This window comes from Rariglobus hedericola (genome assembly GCF_007559335.1).
Taxonomy (GTDB): Bacteria; Verrucomicrobiota; Verrucomicrobiia; order Opitutales; family Opitutaceae; genus Rariglobus; species Rariglobus hedericola.
Window position 1 is genome coordinate 247918 of the sequence record NZ_VMBG01000001.1, and the last position, 16785, is coordinate 264702.

A 16785-nucleotide genomic window follows, 5' to 3' on the forward strand; every position below is an offset into this window, starting at 1 on the left:
TTTTAATCCCTGCCGCGTATTACTTCACGCAACCTTACTTAAAATTATGAAATCCACCCGTATCCTGTTTGCCTGCCTGCTTGCTTCTTTTGCCGCCGTCGCGCTCGTTCGCGCCGAGGCCAAGTCCGAGGAGAAGAAGACGGAAAAGGCCTGCTGCGTCGAAAAGAAGAGCTGCTGCGCCGCTGAGAAAGCCTGCTGCGAGGGCCATGAAAAGAAGGACGAGAAGAAAGAAGAGAAGAAGTCCTGAGCCGCGTCATCCGTTGCTCTTTAACATAAAAAAAGCCGGCCATCATAGGCCGGCTTTTTTGTGTTCGTCAGTTCTCACCACCAACGATGACTGGCGGCGGAGGTGAGCGCGTCTTCAAGCGGCTCAATCTTCGGGTGCCAGTGGCGTTCCCATTCAAGGCTGACCGTGCTGGCATAGCCGTCCTGCTCCAGAATGGTGCGCAAACTCGCCATGGGGAAATCGCCCGTTCCGGGAAGGGCGTAGGTGTAGGCGTTGTTGCCGGAAGGAACCGGAATGCTGTCTTTGACGTGGATGTGAACCACGCTGGAGCTAATCTCCTTCCATGTATCCACGGGCGATTCGCCGCCGAGTTTCCAAGTGTGGTGGGCATCCCAGAGCAAGGAGGTTCCAGTGGGTGCCTGAGCGAGGAAACGGCGGATCGCGGGTGTAGTAATGAGCGCGTCGTGGGTCTCGATCATGAAGTCGGTCCGCCAGCCGTTTTCACGGCGGAGGCCGTTCCACCAGGCGAGCGTTTCGAGGGCTTGGGCGAGGTCGGCCTCGGTGAGACCGGCTTTGCTGCCGCCGTCGAAAATGCGCAGGCGGGGGATGCCAAGGGCTTCGGCCCACGGTATGAATTGGAGGAATGCATCGCGGTCGGCCGACGTGTTGCCGATGAGGCGGAGGGACGTATCCAGTGCGACGATACGAATGGGCGACTGACGGGCGTGGGCGGCGAAGGCTTCGGGCGTGCCGTAGGTTTTGGCGAGCCAGGCGGGCACGTCGAGCGAACCGCCGAGTCCGCGCAGTTCGACGGCGTTGAGTTGGTGGCGTGTAGCGAGGGCGAGGGTTTCATCGAGCGTGAGCTCGACGGCACCGAGGGAGGAGAAGGCGCGGGCGTAGGGACGGGTGGACATGCGGAAACGAAAAGCCCCGGGCATGAGCCCGGGGCTGTGAGGGTTACGATTGCGGATTAAACGAGGCGGTTTTCGGCGATGACCTTCGCATACCATTTGGCGGAGGTCTTGGGGGTGCGCTTCTGCGTCTTGAAGTCGCAGTGGACGATGCCGAAGCGACGGGTGTAGCCGTCCTGCCACTCGTAATTGTCCATGAAGGACCAGAGGAAGTAGCCCTTGACCGGCACGCCGTCGGCGATGGCGCGGTGGAGTTCGTGGAGGTAGTTGCGAACGAGATCGCGGCGGTGGAGATCGTGGACCTCGCCGCTTTCAGTGAGCGTCTCGACATCGTAACCGCAGCCGTTCTCAGTGATGTAGATTGCGGGGACCTTGTAGATCTCGGCGGGGAGGCGGGTGCCCCAGTAGAGGACCTGCGGCATGATGTTGAGCCACGGGCAGCTGCTGCGGGGGAAGTCGGCGGGGAGGGGGAGTTCCTCGTAGCGCTTGCCCTTGGCGGCGCGGACGAAGGCGCCGGTGTAGATGTTGAGGCCGAGGAAATCGGTAGGGAGGCTGATGAGGCCGAGGTCGCCTTTCTGGACGTCGGGCATATCGGCGCCCATGCGCTTCTTGTGGTCGGCGGAGTAACGGCCGGTATAAATCGGCTCAAGGATGCGGGAGTTCTTCTCGATGAACCAGGCGCGGGCGGCGGCGATGTCGGCAGGCGTCTCGGTGACGGGAATGGGAACGGCGGAGTTGTCGGTGATGCCGACGCGGGCGCCCTTGCCGCCGAAGTTGCGGACGGCCTTCACGGCGTGGCCGTGGCAGAGGAGGGCGTGATGGTAAGTCTGGTTGACGACCTTCTCGCTTTCTTTGCGACCGGGGGCCTTGTCGCCGACCTTGGAGTAGCCGAGGAGGGTGAAGCAGACGATCTCGTTGAGCGTGATCCAGTTTTTGACGCGGTCGCTGAGGGCTTTGACGACGGTCTCGGCATAGACGGCGAAGGCATCGGCGGTGGCGCGATTGGTCCAGCCGCCGCGATCTTCGAGGGATTGCGGGAGATCCCAGTGGAACAGCGTGACCCACGGGGTGATGCCGTGCTTGAGGCAGGAGTTGATGAGTTTGTTGTAGAACTCGAGGCCCTTGGGGTTGATTTCGCCGTCGCCGTTCGGGTAGATGCGCGGCCAGGAAACCGAGAGACGGTAGTTCTTGATGCCGAGCTTGCGCATGAGCGCGAAGTCCTGCGGGTAGCGGTGGTAGTGGTCGTTGGCGACATCGAGCGTGTCACCGTTGAGGACCTTGCCCGGGATGCGGGCGAAGCGGTCCCAGATGGACTCGCCTTTGCCGTCCTCGAAGGCGGCGCCTTCGATCTGGGCGGCGGCGGTGGCGACGCCCCAGACGAAATTCTTAGGGAAAGTGAGAGGTTTTGGTTTGATGGGCATGGTCAGGGAAAAGTTGAGGGTTGGTGATGAAAGTTAAAGTGGACGGGGCGGTCAGGCGTTGGCCTCGACACGGGCTGCGTGGCGGTTGCGCCAGCGGTCGGCGACACGCTGGTGGATGGCGTCGGGCGAAAGTCCGTGGGCGGCGCGCAGGATGTTCTGGCTGCTGCCGTGTTCGACGAACGTATCCGGCCATCCGATACGTTCGACGGCGGCGGGGCAGTCGGCTTCCTGCAGCGCCTCGAGGGCGGCGCTGCCAAACCCGCCGGCGAGCACGTGATCCTCCATCGTGACGATGAGCGGGATGCAGGCGGCCTGGCTGAGCAGCAGTGTGCGGTCGAGGGGCTTGATAAAACGGGCGTTCACAACGCCGACAGAAATATTTTCGGTAGCTTCGAGACGTGCGGCGAGGGCGAGGGCATCCTGCACCATGGAGCCAAGCGCCCAGATCATGATGTTGGAACCCTGCTTTAAGACCTCGGCCTGTCCGATTGGAAGCGTGGCGGGGCTTTCCTTGATCTTAACGCCGAGCCCAGCTCCTCGGGGGTAGCGGATGAAACCGGGGCCGGGGAGCTGGAGACTGGTGTGCATCATGTCCACGAGCTCGTCCTCGTCCTTGGGCTGCATGATCGTGGCATTCGGGACCGGGCGCAGGTAGGCGAGGTCAAAGAGGCCGTGGTGCGTGGGGCCGTCGTTGGGCGAGAGGCCGGCGCGATCCATGACGAACGTCACCGGCAGGTTTTGCAGGGCAACATCGTGGATGATGGGATCGTAACCGCGCTGGAGAAACGTGGAGTAGATGGCGACGACGGGCCTGATGCCCTTGGTGGCGAGACCGGCGGCGAAGATCACGGCGTGTTCCTCGGCGATGCCGACATCGAAGAACTGTTTCGGGCACTCGGCCGCGAGGTGCGACAAACCCGTGCCGCTCGGCATGGCGCCGGTGATGCCGACGATGGCGGGATTGGCCTTCGCGAACCGAACCATGGCCTTGCCCATGACGTCCTGGTAATTGGGGGCGGGCGGAGCGATGGGAGCGACGGCGGGTTTCAGGCTCTCGCCGGTGAGCGGATCGTAGGGACTCGCGCCGTGGAATTTTTCCGGATGGGCGATGGCGGCGTCGAGGCCTTTGCCCTTTTTGGTGATGACGTGAAGAATGACGGGCGTGTCGCAGTTTTTGGCGAACTCGAGGTTCTTCACGAGTTCTTCGAGGTTATGCCCGTCGATGGGACCGAGGTAACGCAGGCCGAATTTTTCGAAGAGCGAGGACTCGACAAAGAAGTCCTTGGTCTCGCGTTTCCACTTTACCCAGAGACGGTGCATGTCCTGTCCGCCAGGAAGGCCGGTGAAGAACTTTTCGAGGTCGTGGTGGACTTTGTTATAAGTGGAGTTGGTGGAAAGCCGGTTCAGGTATTTCGAAAGGGCTCCGACGTTTTTGGCGATGGACCACTCGTTGTCGTTGAGGATGACGACCAGGCGCTTGGTGGAACTGACGACGTTGTTCAGTGCTTCGAGCGTGATGCCGCAGGTGAAGGCGGCGTCTCCGCAGAGGGCGACCACGTGTTCGTTCGTGCCGCGCAGGTCGCGGGCGGTGGCCATGCCCAAGGCCGCGGAGAGGGCGGTGCCGGCGTGTCCGGCGCCGAAAGAATCGTGGGTGCTCTCGGCGCGATACAGGAAACCGCTGGCGCCGCCGGTCTGACGGAGTTTGCGGAAAAATTCACCGCCACGGCCGGTGAGGAGTTTGTGCACGTAACCCTGATGCGAGACGTCGAAGACGAACTGGTCATCGGGGGTGGTGAACACACGGTGAAGGGCGAGGGTGAGCTCGACGACGCCGAGGTTGGGGCCGACATGGCCACCGTTGCTCGCGGTGACAGCGATGATCTCGTTGCGAATTTCGCGGGCGAGCTGCGGCAGTTGATCCGCTGCCAAGGCCTTGACGTCTGCTGGCCCGCGGATGCCATCAAGCAGACGTGGCGAGGAAAAAGAAGGGGCCGAAGTGCCGGCAGATGTGTTCATTAACGAAATTCGAAGGGATGGGCGCGGACAGCGGGCAGTGAAGAATCGCTTCAGGCGTCGCGGGTGGTGTCAAAGGGCGTCAGGACAACCGGGCCGTTTTTTTGTTTTTTAAGCTGTTCTATCTTGAGCTCGGCTTCTTTGAGACGGGCCTCGCAGGTTTTGAGCAGGGTGTTGCCCTCTTCGAACTTGGCGAGCAACTCGGCCAGCGGGACGTCGCCGGATTCCATCGATTCAACGATCGTTTCAAGGCGTGCGAGGGCGTCCTCGAAGGAAGGCGGTTGCTTGGTTTTGTCGGCCACAGCTGGTTAACGTTGCGGGCGGAGAAGGGCTTTTCAACCAAACTTTAGGCGGACGGGGTGCAGACGGTTTTCAGGTTTGAGAAGACAGGGTCAGGCTTGGCTGCCGGCTTAAAATTGAGAGTTGGCGTTGACGGGGAAACAGATGGAGTCGGCGCATGGTTTTTACAGTCGTGGTCGGGTTGGTGGTTGCCAAGTTGCTGGCTGAATTGGTCTTGGCGGCTTTAAATCGCGCGGAAGTGCGCCGTCATGCCTCGCAGGCTCCGGCCGCCGTGGCCGCGATCATGGATGAGGAGACTTACCGGAAATCCGTGGATTACACGCTGGCGAAGAACCGCTTCGGAGTCTGGTCGATGATTTTTGACACGGGGGTGCTACTGCTGGCGTTGTCGAGCCAAGTGCTGCCGATGCTTTTCGGAAGCGTGGGAGCGTGGTCGCCAGTGGGTAAGTGGGATGACGCGTTGTTTATTCTTTTTGTGGGTGTGCTGCTGAGCATCCCGAGTCTGCCGTTTGAGTGGTGGGGGCAATTCAGGCTCGAAGGGCGTTTCGGCTTCAATAAATCCACGCCCGGGTTGTGGATCGCGGACAAGTTCAAGGGCCTGGCGCTGATGTTCGTCATCGGGTTTCCGCTGCTCTGGGCGTTGCTCTCGTTGGTCGGCTGGGTCGGTAATGCGTGGTGGTTCTGGGGCTTCGGGCTGATCTTCGTGTTCCAGCTCCTGATGATGGTGCTCTACCCGAAGTTGATCATGCCGCTGTTCAACAAGCTCACGCCGCTGCCCGAGGGCGAGCTGCGCACACGCTTGATGTCTTTGGCGGATCGCACGGGTTTCAAGGCGGCGACCATCGAGGTGATGGATGGCAGCAAACGCTCGGGGCACTCGAATGCGTTTTTTACGGGCTTCGGACGCTTTCGCCGTATCGTGTTGTTCGATACGTTGATCGCGCAGCTCACGCCCGAGGAACTCGAGGCGGTGCTGGCGCATGAAGTCGGTCACTATCGTCGCGGGCATATTCCCAAGACGCTCGTGCTTTCAGCGGTAATCCAGCTGGGCGCATTCGCAGCCATCGCCTGGCTGGCGCGCAGCGACTGGTTCAACCCGGCGTTTCATTTTCCTGCGCGTGAACTGGCGCCGAGTTTCCTGCTCTTCGGCTTGTTGAGCGGAGCGGTGATGTTCTGGTTTTCGCCCCTCGGCAACATCCTGTCGCGAAAACATGAATACGAAGCCGATGCCTTCGCCCGCGAAGCGATGGGCGGAAAAGAACCGCTGGTGGCGGCGCTGCGAAAGCTCTCCCAGAAGAACCTGAGCAACCTGACGCCGCATCCGTGGTTCAGTGGATTCTACTACTCGCATCCAACTCTGGTGGAGCGCGAGGCGGCGATGGCCAAAACAAGCTGATGAACGTCGCGGTCCTTCGCCTTTGCGGGGTATTGCTTTCGGGCTGGTTGCTCGCGAGTAGTTCGCAGGCGGAGCCGCTGACCGTCGCGACTTACAATATCGAGAATTACACGATCGCCGACCGGACTGTGGAGGGCGTGTATCGGAAGGAATATCCCAAGCCGGAGGCGGACAAAGCGGCGTTGCGGGCGGTCATCCGCCAGATGAATGCGGATGTGCTGGCGTTGCAGGAGATCGGTGGAGCGCCGTTTCTCGCGGAGTTGCAACGCGACTTGAAACATGAAGGCGTGGATTATCCGCATGCCGTCGTGTTGGAAGCGGAGGACAAAGATCGCATGATCGCGGTGCTGTCGAAGAGGCCACTGGTGCAAGTGGTGCGTCACCAAGATCTCGCGTTCAAATATCTGGGTGGCGTCATGAAGGTCCGTCGCGGATTACTTGAAGTGCGCGTGGCTGACGACAAGGGCGAGGTCGCGGTCTTTGTGGTGCATTTGAAGAGCCGCTTTACGGAGCGACCGGATGATCCGGGTGCGGCGCTGCAACGAGCGGGTGAAGCCGTTGCGGTGCGTGATCGGGTGCTGGCGGTGTTTCCCAAACCGGATACGGCGCGGTTTTTGATTGTCGGGGATTTTAACGACGGACGGACCGCGCGTCCGGTGCGGGCGATGTTGGAACGCGGCGAGACCCCGATCACGACCTGGCTGCCGGCGGCGGATGAACGCGGCCATGTGTGGTCGCACTTTTTCCGGAAGGACGATTCTTATTCACGCGTGGATCACGTGCTGGTTTCAGCGGGTTTGCTGCCTCGGGTGCTCGGTGGAGCCGGACGGATTCAGGACTCGCCGGAAGTCGGGAAGGCGAGCGATCACCGTCCAGTCGTCGTCGTGTTGGAATAATTAAACGGTGATAATACCGGCTCGGGCACAGGCACAAAAAAGACCGGCCCTTGAGAGGCCGGCCTTTTCTGAAGAAGCGACGTGCGCTTACTTGACGGTTACGGGAACGGCGATTTCGCCTTCGCCGAAGCCCTTGAGGAAGAGGCTGCCGGAACCGGGCTTGCCGCCGGTGATGCTGACCGTGGCGCTGGTGGAGCCGGCGGGGACGACGACTTCGGGCATGATCACGCTGTCGGGAGCGTCGGTGGTGACATCCAGGAGCAGGCCGCCGGTGGGGGCGGGCGTGGTCAGGGTGAAGGTGAGCTCCTGAACCTGGCCGCGGGTAAGGGCGAGCGAGGTGGGCGAAACTGTGAGGGCGGTGGAATCGACGCGGAAGGTGCCGACGGCGGAAGTGCCGTTGGCGCCGGCGATCTCGACCTTGTAGTTGCGACCGGACTCGACGGCGGGGACGAAGAAGCTGATCGAAGTGGGGGAGTCGTAAACGGTGCGGGCGGAGGTGCCGTCGAAGGTCACGGTGTCCTGAGCGGTGAAACCGCGGCCAAGGACGCTGATGCGGGCGCCGACGGGACCACGGTTGGTTTCCAGGGAGAGAACGTAGCGACCAACGATATTGCTGCGGACGACGTCGGAGAACTCCTCTCGGGCGTTAACGACGCCCTGATGGACATACTTGTAGTTAATCAGGAAATAATAGGCGATTTCGGCGCGACCGGCGGGGAGTTGATACTCGAATTCATAGATGTCGCGGCCGAGGGCGCTCTTTTTCATGTCGAAGCTCTGGCCGTCGATGATGATGCGGACGAGCAGGCTGCCGGGGACGACCTCGGGGGCATCGGGCTTTACGCGGGTGGAGATCGTGTAGATCTGCGAGGGGTTTTCCGCCAGCACGCTGGGCGTGAGATTGGTGATGGCGTGGTTGCAACCGGTCAGGGAAACGAGACCGACCAAGGCGCTAAGCGCGAGGAGAAGGGATTTGGCGCGAATAAAGCGGGTGTTTTGCATTGGGATTTTCTGATTTAAAAGTCCGTGGATACGCAACAGAAACGCCTGATCTTGGCAATGAGCGAAATCAATTCTGCGGTGCGGCAATCAGGTCAACACGGTCCGCTTGGGCTTTACGTGCATGTTCCGTTTTGCGCATCGACGTGCGATTTCTGTGCGTTTTACCAGACCACGCCAACGGCAGATGGTATCGATCAATATATGAAAGCGATGGCCGATGAGGCGGCCTTGGTCGCCTGGGACGGTCGCCGGATCGAAACGGTTTTCTGGGGTGGAGGCACCCCTGGGCTGCTGTCTCCGCAGGATATCCGCCGGTTGGGGAACATCGTGAGCGCACGGCTTGGCGGCGGGGCGACGGAGTGGACGGTGGAAATGGCACCGGCTTCCGTGACCGAGGCGCGACTGGAGGCGTTGAAAGAAATCGGGGTCACGCGTATCTCGATGGGGGCACAATCATTTCAACCGGAGTTGCTCGACGGATTGGGGCGCCAGCACACGCGCGAGCAAATTTTCCGTGCTTACGAGCGCATCCGTGCGGCGAATTTCGCGAGTGTGAACATCGACCTGATGTTCGCTTTGCCCGGGCAGGACGAAGCGGCATGGCTGGCTGATCTGGGCGAAGCACTGGCATTGGCGCCGGATCATCTTTCGACGTATTGCCTCACCTTCGAAGAGGACACGAAACTCTGGGTGAAGTTGTCCAAGGGACAGGTGAAGCTCGACGTCGAGCACGAGGCGCGGCTCTACGAAACGACTTGGGCGCGGTTGGAGGAGTCGGGTTACGTCCAATATGAAGTGTCGAATTTCGCACGATCAGGTCATGCGTGCCTCCATAACTTGAATACGTGGCGCATGCACGAGTGGGCCGGACTGGGGCCGTCGGCCGCCTCGCAACACGCGGGCTGGCGCGGAGGAAATGTGGCGGATCTGGTCAAATGGCAGGAACTCGTCTCCCGGGGCGAACGGGTGACCGAGGACCGGGTGCAGCTCACGCCGGCGCTGCTGGCCGAGGATGCGCTGATTTTTGGCGTGCGGATGAATGCAGGGGTTGACCTCGGGGCGTTGCGCGGCCGTTTCCCGTCCGCGCCATGGGATGCGGTCTCAGCCGAGATTGCACGGCTGACCGATGCGGAGGTCGCGGTAGTGAAGGACGACCATCTGCGGCTGACGACACGCGGCCGGTTGATCGCGGATACGGTGGGCGGCGAACTGATGCAGGCGTTTTCCGAAGCTGCCGAGGCGTGAGGTCGTGCGCCTCGGTCCTTGCCAAGTTCATGTCGTCCGGCACAGGGTGAGGTTCGGCGAATTTCTCCGACCGTATTTTTATTTTATATGAAACACCCCCTGCGTTCTTCTTTTTTTATTCTGATGCTGGCTGCCCTGCTGGCAGTGGCAGGCTGTAACAGCAGCACAAAGAAGATGAAGGATGAGGACATGGTAATGGCGCGGTTCCTCGTTGAGGCCAGCGAAGGCGATGCGTTTGCCTCGGTGACCCTTCCGGTGAGCGGAGTGCAGATTGTGGTGAACAACAAACCGGTCGTGACCGAGTTCGATTATGTCAGTGTAGAACTGGCGAAGTCGGATCTCGGCACCTTTATCGTCTTTAACCTTACGGGTGATGCTTCGCGGGATGTCTATCGTTTTACGGGCAATAACCAGGGCAAGCGACTGGTGCTGTTCATTGGTGGAAAGCCGGTGGGCGCCCGTATGATCGATCGTGCGTTCAATACCGGATCGATCGCGGTTTTCGCAGCAATTCCCGAAGAGGAATTGCCCGCAATCGTGAAAAAAATGAATGAGACGGCCATCGAAATTCAGCGCCGCATTTCCAAGGAGAAGTAAGGAATGGCCGGATGTGTTTCGGGTTGGTTGATTTTTTTGTGTCCGCTGGCGGTATTCGCGGCGGGCCCGCGCATCGAGTTAGTGTGGCCTACGCCCAATACGGCTTATCTCGAGGGTAAGCCGATCGATGCTTACGTGCAGCCGACAGTTTCCGGGGAGGTGACGTCCGGGCTTTTCGGCTGCGCGCGCAGCGGTGGCGGGCAGTTTCACGAAGGCGTGGATTTAAAGCCGGTATCGCGCGACCGGAAGGGCGAGCCGACGGATGATGTGTTTGCCACGATGACGGGTGTGGTGAGGCACATCAACAAACGCTCAGGCGAGAGCAGTTACGGTCGGTATATTGTGATCGAGCACCCCGACTTGAAACCGGCGGTGTATACGCTTTACGCGCATCTCAGCGCGGTCTCCGTGGGATTAAACCCGGGGGACACGGTGCAGCGCGGACAGGTGATTGCCACGATGGGGCGTTCGGCGGGCGGCTATGCGATTCCCAAGGATCGCGCCCACCTGCATTACGAAATCGGTCTGATGATGACGCGGCAGTTCCAGTCGTGGTATGACTGGAAAAAGTTCGGCAGTCCCAACGAGCAGGGGCTTTACAACGGCATGAATCTCATGGCCGTGAACGCGCTGGATTTCTTTAACGAATTTCGTGCGCGTCGCGTAAATAACTTCACCGAATATTTTGCGCAGCTTCCTGCGGTGGCCCGTGTGCGCATCGCCACCACGCGCACGCCGGATTTCGTGCAACGGTATCCTGAACTGCTGACGACCCCCGTGCCGATGGGCGGCGTGGCGGGTTGGGAAATGAAGGTCAACGCCACAGGGATTCCGTTTTCGTGGACTCCGCTGGCGGCGACTGACGTGATCGGGTTTCGTGCAAACGAGATCCGGTTGTCGGAGGTCGATGCCGATGCAATCAAGCGCTTTCGCTGCAAGTCCATCGCGGTGTCACGACGCGGCGAATACACGCCGGGCCGTGATCTCGACACAATGCTGCAGCTCGTGTTCGGCGTGCGCTGAGGATCAGCGCTTGCTCCAGTCCAGCATGCGTTGGATCGGAACGAGCGCGGCGGTGCGGATGGCTTCCGGCACATCGATGACGGGCGACAGGTTTTTCAACGCATCGCGGACCTTCTCGATGGTGTTCATCTTCATGAAACGGCAGTCGTTGCAGGCGCAAGAATCGGTTGGGCCGGCGATGAAGGTCTTGTGCGGAACTTCTTTGCGCAGGCGGTGCAGCATGCCGCTCTCGGTGACGACGATGATCTCGGTGGCGGGGGTTTCCTTGGCGAATTTCACCATGAGCTCGGTGGAGCAAACCTCGTCGGCGAGATCGCGCACGGCTTGCGTGCACTCGGGATGGGCGACGACGGGCGCGTTGGGGAATTTGGCGCGGACTTTTTCCACGGCCTGCGTCGTGAACATGACGTGTGCGTAACAGCTGCCGGGCCACAGGCGCATCTTGCGGCCGGTCTGCTGGGAAACCCACTGGCCGAGATTCTGGTCGGGGACGAAGAGGATGTCTTTGTCGGCGGGGATTTGGTTGACGATTTTGACGGCGTTGCCGCTGGTGACGATCACGTCGCTCAGCGCTTTCACGCCGGCGGAACAGTTGATGTAAGCGACGACGTAAACGTTGGGATTGGCGGCTTTGTAGGCGGCGAGACGATCGTCGGGGCAGGAGTCGGAGAGTGAGCAACCGGCGTCGATGTCGGGCAGCAAAACCGTGCGCGCGGGGTTCACGATCTTGGCGGTTTCAGCCATGAAGTGGACGCCGCAGAAGAGAATCACGTCGGCCTGCGCGGCCTGTGCCTGATACGACAGACCAAGGGAATCACCGACGTAATCGGCGACCTGCTGGATGGCCTCGATCTGGTAGTTGTGGGCCAGGATGACGGCGTTGCGTTCGCGTTTGAGCGCGAGGATTTCCTCCTGAATGGGCGTAAGCTTCGGCGGGGCCGAACGCGGGAGGAGGACGAGGGGCTCGTAATCGAGAACAGGCATGGCGGGAAAAATGGCAGGCGGTAACCGGCTCAGCTCTGGGGCTTGAGCTGCGATAACAGCGCTTTGAATTCGCGGACGTTTTTCAAACTCTCCAAATCGGGGTCGTGCGACATCCAATCATAGTCGGTGTAGCCGAGATGGATGGCTTCACCGAGCACGCGAAGGGCGTCGGACCGGCGTTTGCTGAGAGCGAGGCTGCAGGCGAGATTGTAGCGGGCGGTGGCGTTGTCGGGCTGAAGACGGACGAGCTTGCGGTCCATCTTGAGGCCATCGGCAATGCGACCGGTTTTCGTGTAGAGACCGCCGAGCAGTTCGATCACATCTTCGTAGCCCGGCTCGCGCTTGAGCACGGATTCGTAGAAGGCGATGTCGAAGGCGGGATCTTCTTTGCGGGACATGTGCGATTTAAGCGTGGTTTTTGCAGCCGCCCGATTGCTTGAGGGCGTTGCAATGAGCGCTGACCTGAAGTCGCTGGGTGACGGGGGTCAGTCCCAATTTGGTGGAAACGGTGCTGCCATACCACTCCATGAACGGGGCGCTGATCTCGAAAATCTTGTCGCAATCCACGCAGATGACCTGCGCGACCTGCGCGTTATTGGTCGAGATGGGCAGGTAGTATTTGATGTTGGTGCCGATATCGACCTCACGCAGCAAAGCGCTCTCGGTCATGATCGGCAGCGTGCGGTAAACGGTGGCACGCGACACGGAGTCATCGATGGCACGTGCGTGATCGAGGAGTTCCTCGGCGGTAAAGTGTTCCTTGCGCGCGAACGCCGCCTCGAAAATGGCGAGGCGCTGGTTGGTCATGCGGAGACCTTTTCGGGCGAGGTAATCTCTGAATTTTTCGCGGGCCGCGTCGTTACTCACAGGCAAAATGTCGGTGGGGTGGTGGAAGCTGTCAACTGGTTCGTCGGATGCTTAAATTCGTGGTCGGCGCGCTTGCAGGGTGGCGGACGGGGGTTCATCAACCACTGCTTATGACGGTTGGCGTGCATCCCCTCGCGGGCTTTGACAAGCTCCTGCACTACAAGGTGCCGGAATCGTTGCGCGCGCAAATCGCCATCGGCTCCCTGGTGCGGATTCCGATCATGAACCGCCTGCTCCTCGGAATCGTCGCGGAGTTTAGCGAGCCGGTGGATTTCCCCGTGAGCCGTCTCAAGCCCCTGGCCGACGTGGTTTATCCGTTCCCGGCGCTGCCTCCGGATTTGCTCAGTCTGGCGCGCTGGATGTCGAGTTACTACGCCGCGAAGCACGACTCGATTATCGAGACGATGTTGCCGGCCGCCGTGCGCAACGCGGCCAACATCAAACAGGAAAAACTGCTCTCCATCGCCCGGGTGATTCCTGCCGATGAACTGGCTGCTTTGATGAAACGCGCGCCGGCGCAGAGCAAACTTTACCAGTTCCTCGCCCAGCAGTTTAAGCCTCAGAAAAAATCTTTGGTAATAGGACGGTTGGGGGCGACGGCCGCAGTTGTCGCCGCGCTCGTTAAACGCGGACTCGTGCTCGAAGAAAACCGGCGCGTCGAACGTATCGCCTACACCGACGACTGGTCGACGGGCGAAGTCGTTGCTTCGCAACCGCACAATCTTAACCCGGGCCAGCAAACGGCGGTTGATACGATCGCAGCGACGTTGGCCGAGAATAAATTTGTCGTCACGCTGCTTCACGGCGTGACCGGATCGGGCAAGACGGAGGTCTATTTGCGCGCGATGCATGATGCGCTCGCCGTGGGTGGCGGCGTGATTTTTCTCGTGCCTGAAGTGGCGCTAACGCCACAGACGGTGTCGCGGTTGCGCGGGCGCCTCGAAGCCATCGCGCCCGGCCATAAATGCATGGTCTGGCACAGTCACCTGAGTGAAGGCGAGCGACTCGACGGCTGGCTCTCTCTGGCGACGGGTGAATCTAAAATCGTGGTCGGCGCGCGTTCGGCGATCTTTGCTCCGGTGCAAAACCTGAAGCTCATCATTGTCGATGAGGAGCATGAACCCGCTTACAAGCAGGACGAGACGCCGCGTTACCATGGCCGCGATGTCGCGGTGATGCGGGCCAAGTTGAACAACGCGTTGTGCCTGCTCGGCTCGGCGACGCCGTCGTTGGAAAGTTACTCGAATGCGCAGGCCGGGAAGTATCGGTTGATCGGTCTGCCGGAGCGCGTGGATGCGCGCAAATTGCCGCACATTGATATCGTGGATATGCGGGTCGAGATCGTGCGCCAGCGCGGGTTCACGTCACTCTCGCGCAAGCTCGTCGATGCCATGCACGCGCGTTTTGAGAAAAGGGAGCAGACGATTTTGTTTCTCAACCGCCGCGGCTATTCGCCGTCGATGCAGTGCACCAAGTGCGGGCATGTGGAGGAGTGTCCGCATTGCAGCATCACGATGACCTACCATCGGAGTGACGAGAAGTTGCGTTGCCACCTGTGCGGACAAGAGGCGGTGGCGCCGGCTCGGTGTCCGGCCTGCGGTGCGCCCGAAATTCGTTGGAAAGGCATGGGCACGCAGCGGGTCGAGGAGGCGGTGCGCCGCGTGCTGCCGAAGGCGCGTCTCGAACGCATGGATACTGACACCATGTCGAAGAAGAATCGATTCCGTGAAATCCTGTCGGATTTTCGCGCGGGTAAAATCGATATCCTGATCGGCACGCAGATGATCGCGAAGGGACTCGATTTTCCCAACGTTACGCTCGTGGGCCTGATCGATGCGGACATCTCGATGCACATCCCGGATTTTCGCGCCAATGAACGGACTTTCCAATTGCTCGTGCAAGTGGCGGGTCGCGCCGGGCGAGGAGATCGCGCGGGCGAAGTCGTGGTGCAAACGTTCACGCCCCAGGCCGAGGCGATTCAGTTTTCACGGCATGCGGACTTCGAAGGTTTCGCTGCCAGCGAGTTGAAGATGCGGAAAGATTTTCGTTATCCGCCGTATCGGCACCTGATCCATCACTTGTTTCGCGGACCGAGCGAAGAGAAGCTCAAGTTCTTTACGGAGCAGTGGGCGCGGCACGTGGAAAAAGAGCTGGCCGGTCGCGTCGAGCTGCGCGGTCCATCGCCGTCGCCCATCGAAAAAATCAAGGATGAGTATCGGTATCAGGTCTGGTATTTCACGAACGGCGTGACCCGGGTGATCGCCGATTTGAATGCGTTGCGCACGGCCTTTGCATGGCCTGATGACATCACGCAAGTGCTCGATGTGGATCCGGTGAACCTGACGTAGTCGGCCTGCTTAGTAGAACAGGTTGCGGTCGAGGCTGCGGTATTGGATGGCTTCGAGTAAGTGTGGGGCCTCGATGCGGTCAGAGGCGGCGAGGTCGGCGATGGTGCGGGCAACTTTCAAGATGCGGTCGTAGGCACGTGCGGAGAGCGATAGCTGTTCCATCGCCTGCTGGAGCAGGTCGCCGAGAGACGAATCAATGACGCAGTGCGCGCGGATTTGCGCGTGGGTCATGCGGGCGTTGGCGGTGGTGCGGGTGCCGGCGAAGCGGGCGAGCTGGCGTTCGCGGGCGGCCTGCACGCGGGCGCGGATATCGGCCGACGACTCGGCGGGTTGCTCGGTGCGCAGTTCGTTGATCGATAGCGCGGGCGCCTCGATGTGCAGGTCGATGCGATCAAGCAGCGGGCCGCTGATGCGGGCGCGGTAACGCTGGATCTGCGCGGGCGAGCATCGGCATTCGTGACGCGGGTCGCCGAGGTAGCCGCACGGGCAGGGGTTCATGGCTGCGACAAGCATGAAGCTGCACGGCAGCGTCACTTTTCCAGCGCTGCGTGAGATGGTGACGTGACCGTCCTCGAGCGGTTGTCGGAGGACTTCGAGGGCGCTGCGTTTGAACTCGGGGAGCTCGTCGAGAAACAGCACGCCATTGTGCGCCAAGGAGATTTCGCCGGGCCCGGGAACGGTGCCGCCGCCGAGGAGGCCAACATCGGAAATGGTGTGGTGTGGCGAGCGCACGGGACGGCGGCCGAAGACAGGGGCTCCGCCGCCGCTCAAGGTTTGTCCGGCTGCGGAGTGGATGCTGAGAATCTGCAGTGATTCATCGAGCGTGGGTGAGGGGAGGATGGTCGGGATGCGTTTCGCGACCATTGATTTTCCGCTGCCGGGCGGCCCGATCATGATCAGATTATGTTCACCGGCGGCGGACACCTCGATAGCGCGGCGGAGTGCGTGCTGGCCCTTGATCTCGGCAAAGTCACCCGACGACATGTCGGGACCGGCCTCGATGCTGATGCTCGCCGCATGGGGGATGGGCTCCAAGGCGAGTTCACCGCTTAAAAAACGCACGGCTTGGTCGAGGGATTTGACGGGGTAGGAAGCAACTCCATCGACGAGGGCGGCTTCCTCGGCGGATACGGGCGGGAGCAGGACGCCGCGTTTGCCCAGTTTTTTTGCGAGACGGGCGAGGGCGAGGGCGCCACGCACAGGGCGGGTGGCGCCGGAGAGGCTGAGTTCGCCGGCGATCAGATAATCGTCGATGCCGGGGGCGTTGATTTGTTCGGTCGCGAGCAGGATGCCGAGGGCGATGGGGAGATCGTAGAACGGGCCTTCTTTACGCAGGTGACCGGGGGCGAGATTGATGGTCGTGCGGGTGCGAGGTGACTTGAACCCGCTGTTGCTGAGGGCCGAGACCACGCGGTCGTCAGACTCCTTGACGGCGGCATCGGGCAGGCCAACCAAAATGAGTTTAGGGTCGCCGCTTTCACCGGAGTTCACCTCCACATGGACCAATTCCGCGTCGATGCCTTGCAGTGCGGCGGAGGAAATCGTCGCAAGCATGG

Annotated in this window: 16 protein-coding genes; 7 read left to right on the plus strand and 9 right to left on the minus strand. The window is 60.8% G+C overall.

Annotated elements, in window-relative coordinates:
* Window positions 1-46: 46 nt before the first annotated feature.
* A complete protein-coding gene (locus FPL22_RS01180; RefSeq protein ID WP_144228294.1) occupies window positions 47-247 on the plus strand; it encodes a hypothetical protein in 201 nt (66 codons plus the stop codon).
* 74 nt (window positions 248-321) lie between these two features.
* Here the strand turns inward: FPL22_RS01180 and FPL22_RS01185 are convergent, their stop codons facing one another.
* The 4 genes from FPL22_RS01185 to xseB are packed head-to-tail and all read right to left on the minus strand — an operon-like array spanning window position 322 to window position 4873.
* Window positions 322-1140 (minus strand): sugar phosphate isomerase/epimerase family protein, encoded by an 819-nt coding sequence (locus FPL22_RS01185; protein ID WP_144228295.1) that lies wholly within the window; start codon window positions 1138-1140, stop codon window positions 322-324.
* Window positions 1141-1196: 56 nt separating this feature from the next.
* Complete coding sequence (locus tag FPL22_RS01190) at window positions 1197-2558, minus strand: GH1 family beta-glucosidase (protein ID WP_144228296.1); 1362 nt, start codon at window positions 2556-2558, stop codon at window positions 1197-1199.
* Between the two features lie 51 nt (window positions 2559-2609).
* A complete protein-coding gene (dxs, locus tag FPL22_RS01195; protein WP_144228297.1) occupies window positions 2610-4574 on the minus strand; it encodes a 1-deoxy-D-xylulose-5-phosphate synthase in 1965 nt (654 codons plus the stop codon).
* A 50-nt stretch (window positions 4575-4624) separates the two neighbouring features.
* Complete coding sequence (xseB, locus tag FPL22_RS01200; protein WP_238991274.1) at window positions 4625-4873, minus strand: exodeoxyribonuclease VII small subunit; 249 nt, start codon at window positions 4871-4873, stop codon at window positions 4625-4627.
* 155 nt (window positions 4874-5028) lie between these two features.
* Between xseB and FPL22_RS01205 the strand changes: the two genes are divergently transcribed.
* Entirely contained in the window at window positions 5029-6267 is a 1239-nt protein-coding gene (locus tag FPL22_RS01205) for a M48 family metallopeptidase (RefSeq protein WP_144228298.1), read from the plus strand.
* Window positions 6267-7163 (plus strand): endonuclease/exonuclease/phosphatase family protein, encoded by an 897-nt coding sequence (locus FPL22_RS01210; protein ID WP_144228299.1) that lies wholly within the window; start codon window positions 6267-6269, stop codon window positions 7161-7163. The genes FPL22_RS01205 and FPL22_RS01210 overlap by 1 nt, the downstream gene beginning before the upstream one ends.
* Window positions 7164-7250: 87 nt before the next feature.
* On the opposite strand, the gene FPL22_RS01215 is transcribed toward FPL22_RS01210, so the two are convergent.
* Complete coding sequence (locus FPL22_RS01215) at window positions 7251-8165, minus strand: IPT/TIG domain-containing protein (protein ID WP_144228300.1); 915 nt, start codon at window positions 8163-8165, stop codon at window positions 7251-7253.
* Between the two features lie 57 nt (window positions 8166-8222).
* Between FPL22_RS01215 and hemW the strand changes: the two genes are divergently transcribed.
* From hemW to FPL22_RS01230, 3 genes are all read left to right on the plus strand, one after another.
* Entirely contained in the window at window positions 8223-9410 is a 1188-nt protein-coding gene (gene hemW, locus FPL22_RS01220) for a radical SAM family heme chaperone HemW (protein WP_144228301.1), read from the plus strand.
* An 87-nt stretch (window positions 9411-9497) separates the two neighbouring features.
* The gene (locus FPL22_RS01225; protein ID WP_144228302.1) at window positions 9498-10007 is read left to right on the plus strand and encodes a hypothetical protein; all 510 of its coding nucleotides are present in this window, start codon (window positions 9498-9500) and stop codon (window positions 10005-10007) included.
* Window positions 10008-10043: 36 nt separating this feature from the next.
* Complete coding sequence (locus FPL22_RS01230; RefSeq protein WP_238991275.1) at window positions 10044-11030, plus strand: M23 family metallopeptidase; 987 nt, start codon at window positions 10044-10046, stop codon at window positions 11028-11030.
* A gap of 3 nt (window positions 11031-11033) precedes the next feature.
* Here the strand turns inward: FPL22_RS01230 and nadA are convergent, their stop codons facing one another.
* The 3 genes from nadA to FPL22_RS01245 are packed head-to-tail and all read right to left on the minus strand — an operon-like array spanning window position 11034 to window position 12881.
* On the minus strand, window positions 11034-12014 hold the full coding sequence (gene nadA / locus FPL22_RS01235) for a quinolinate synthase NadA (RefSeq protein ID WP_144228304.1): 981 nt from the start codon (window positions 12012-12014) through the stop codon (window positions 11034-11036).
* A 29-nt stretch (window positions 12015-12043) separates the two neighbouring features.
* Window positions 12044-12412, minus strand: coding sequence for a TPR end-of-group domain-containing protein (locus tag FPL22_RS01240; RefSeq protein ID WP_144228305.1), 369 nt, complete (start codon window positions 12410-12412; stop codon window positions 12044-12046).
* A gap of 7 nt (window positions 12413-12419) precedes the next feature.
* On the minus strand, window positions 12420-12881 hold the full coding sequence (locus FPL22_RS01245) for a Fur family transcriptional regulator (RefSeq protein WP_144228306.1): 462 nt from the start codon (window positions 12879-12881) through the stop codon (window positions 12420-12422).
* Between the two features lie 122 nt (window positions 12882-13003).
* Between FPL22_RS01245 and priA the strand changes: the two genes are divergently transcribed.
* Window positions 13004-15229: a replication restart helicase PriA gene (priA, locus tag FPL22_RS01250; protein WP_238991276.1), complete on the plus strand. Its 2226-nt coding sequence runs from the start codon at window positions 13004-13006 to the stop codon at window positions 15227-15229.
* A gap of 9 nt (window positions 15230-15238) precedes the next feature.
* Here the strand turns inward: priA and FPL22_RS01255 are convergent, their stop codons facing one another.
* Window positions 15239-16783 carry a YifB family Mg chelatase-like AAA ATPase gene (locus FPL22_RS01255; protein ID WP_144228308.1) on the minus strand — a complete coding sequence of 515 codons (1545 nt, stop codon included), beginning with the start codon at window positions 16781-16783 and terminating at the stop codon, window positions 15239-15241.
* Window positions 16784-16785: the final 2 nt, after the last annotated feature.

What these genes read in the sequence shown, in the direction of transcription:
- FPL22_RS01180 (WP_144228294.1), top strand. Translation starts at nt 47, where the DNA reads ATGAAATCCACCCGTATCCTGTTTGCCTGCCTGCTTGCTTCTTTTGCC.
- FPL22_RS01185 (WP_144228295.1), bottom strand. Translation starts at nt 1,140, where the DNA reads ATGTCCACCCGTCCCTACGCCCGCGCCTTCTCCTCCCTCGGTGCCGTC.
- FPL22_RS01190 (WP_144228296.1), bottom strand. Translation starts at nt 2,558, where the DNA reads ATGCCCATCAAACCAAAACCTCTCACTTTCCCTAAGAATTTCGTCTGG.
- dxs (WP_144228297.1), bottom strand. Translation starts at nt 4,574, where the DNA reads ATGAACACATCTGCCGGCACTTCGGCCCCTTCTTTTTCCTCGCCACGT.
- FPL22_RS01205 (WP_144228298.1), top strand. Translation starts at nt 5,029, where the DNA reads ATGGTTTTTACAGTCGTGGTCGGGTTGGTGGTTGCCAAGTTGCTGGCT.
- FPL22_RS01210 (WP_144228299.1), top strand. Translation starts at nt 6,267, where the DNA reads ATGAACGTCGCGGTCCTTCGCCTTTGCGGGGTATTGCTTTCGGGCTGG.
- FPL22_RS01215 (WP_144228300.1), bottom strand. Translation starts at nt 8,165, where the DNA reads ATGCAAAACACCCGCTTTATTCGCGCCAAATCCCTTCTCCTCGCGCTT.
- hemW (WP_144228301.1), top strand. Translation starts at nt 8,223, where the DNA reads ATGAGCGAAATCAATTCTGCGGTGCGGCAATCAGGTCAACACGGTCCG.
- FPL22_RS01225 (WP_144228302.1), top strand. Translation starts at nt 9,498, where the DNA reads ATGAAACACCCCCTGCGTTCTTCTTTTTTTATTCTGATGCTGGCTGCC.
- nadA (WP_144228304.1), bottom strand. Translation starts at nt 12,014, where the DNA reads ATGCCTGTTCTCGATTACGAGCCCCTCGTCCTCCTCCCGCGTTCGGCC.
- FPL22_RS01240 (WP_144228305.1), bottom strand. Translation starts at nt 12,412, where the DNA reads ATGTCCCGCAAAGAAGATCCCGCCTTCGACATCGCCTTCTACGAATCC.
- FPL22_RS01255 (WP_144228308.1), bottom strand. Translation starts at nt 16,783, where the DNA reads ATGCTTGCGACGATTTCCTCCGCCGCACTGCAAGGCATCGACGCGGAA.